The sequence below is a fragment of the Acinetobacter sp. UBA3132 genome (genome assembly GCF_002364825.1).
In the GTDB taxonomy this organism is placed as follows: domain Bacteria; phylum Pseudomonadota; class Gammaproteobacteria; order Pseudomonadales; family Moraxellaceae; genus Acinetobacter; species Acinetobacter schindleri.
This window is the reverse complement of sequence record NZ_DEZM01000222.1, coordinates 16,821-18,250: the sequence shown is the minus strand read 5'-3', so window position 1 is coordinate 18,250 and position 1,430 is coordinate 16,821. Positions and strand designations below refer to the sequence as shown.

Sequence of the window (1,430 nt, the reverse complement as noted above, 5' to 3'; positions counted from 1 at the left end):
TCTCATGCCGGCTTAAATCCGGCATCTTTTTCGCAAACAAGCCATACAGCCCGTATAAGGCCAACATCCCGCCCAACAGAGCTTCGCTGTGAAATTCAGAATGTCCCAGGGTCGGGAAAACACTCCACACTGAACCGACGATGATACCTAACAACAGCAGCCAAAAACGGCGTATCAGCTGTAACACATGACCTTCAGCAAAGAGTTGCCAGAAATTGGTCAGCATGGAGGGAATGATCAGTAAAGTTGCCGCTTGAAAGGGACTCATGAAAATAGTCAGTAAACCCATAGAAACTGCGGGTAAACCTAAACCAATCGTACCTTTAATCAGACCTGCCAAGGTAAAAATGGCAATAACGAAAGCAATCATCTGATGATCCCAAATTTATTTAGGACCATGCTATAAAAATTACTGCCAAAGAAAAATCAGGGTTTTAAGGATACAGCCTCAAGCAAATCTTGAGGCTCAAGATGTACTTTGCTGGAAAGCATCAGATTGACCAGCACAGATTTTAAATAAAGGGCGCTTAAGGACGAAATTCTTTCAGTTCGCGCTGAATAAAATGCTGAAACATTTCCCGATACAGGTGCTCGATAAATACTGGATCAATGCCCTGCTTTTGAGCTTGGGCTTTGACATTTTCGACAACCTGCTCCATCCGTTCCGGAGATTGCAGGTCAGTTTCAGTTTTCTTGAAACGGGTGGTTTGGTCTACATAAAACTGGCGCGCAGCAATCAGCTCAACCAAAGCTGTATCAATCGCGTCAATCTGCTCACGTGCATGTTGTAATGATTCAGCTTTTACTTTGTTCATGTTTATTCAGTTCACTTTCAGTTTGATTATCACTCTTATACTTTTCTTCTAACACATTACTGAAAATACTTTCAATCATCCAGACACGATATAAGCTATTAAATACAAAACTTTGATTATCAATCCGAAGTTCCAGCACCGGCAAGTTGGGCTGAGACTTCATTTCACAGAGCATATCATTGTCTTTCAGCTTGTCCTGAATATCTTCTTCGGTCAGTTGCCCAATTCCCAGTTCCTGCTGTAAGGCATTGAAATGTGGGGTATAACTCAAGTCACGTCCACGCGTCCAAACCGCCTGCAAAATCCGGTACATCGCATCCACCCGCCCTTCTTCCGGGCAGCTGTAATACAGCTGTGCCATCGGCAAAATGCTTTGTACCGTCGGTCGGCAAAATGGGGTAAATTCGACTTCAGTCCGTTTTGACAGGCGCGTTGCCAGTCCCCAGTCAAAGCCATCACGGCCACGATAAGACAGCGGATAGACATTCAGATGGATATTATAAAAATCGGCAAGTTCTTCCTTAATATAGGCCAGCAACAGCCAGGAAATTGGATCTTCCAGGGCAATATACAGATCCAGTTCCGGATCTAAGCCCTGAATTTCATTCAGTTCTT

At 43.9% G+C, this 1,430-nt stretch carries 2 protein-coding genes and 1 pseudogene; all 3 read right to left on the bottom strand.

Annotated features, from left to right (window positions below):
• Window positions 1–370 (bottom strand): sulfite exporter TauE/SafE family protein (locus tag B4033_RS12175; RefSeq protein WP_286834338.1); only part of this gene is annotated, 370 nt, incomplete at its 3' end.
• 157 nt (window positions 371–527) lie between these two features.
• Window positions 528–815 carry a chorismate mutase gene (locus B4033_RS12170; protein ID WP_004814081.1) on the bottom strand — a complete coding sequence of 96 codons (288 nt, stop codon included), beginning with the start codon at window positions 813–815 and terminating at the stop codon, window positions 528–530.
• A pseudogene (locus B4033_RS12165) lies at window positions 796–1,430 on the bottom strand (hypothetical protein); the annotation flags it as partial. The gene B4033_RS12170 and the pseudogene B4033_RS12165, both read right to left, overlap by 20 nt.

What these genes read in the sequence shown, in the direction of transcription:
- B4033_RS12170 (WP_004814081.1), bottom strand. Translation starts at nt 815, where the DNA reads ATGAACAAAGTAAAAGCTGAATCATTACAACATGCACGTGAGCAGATT.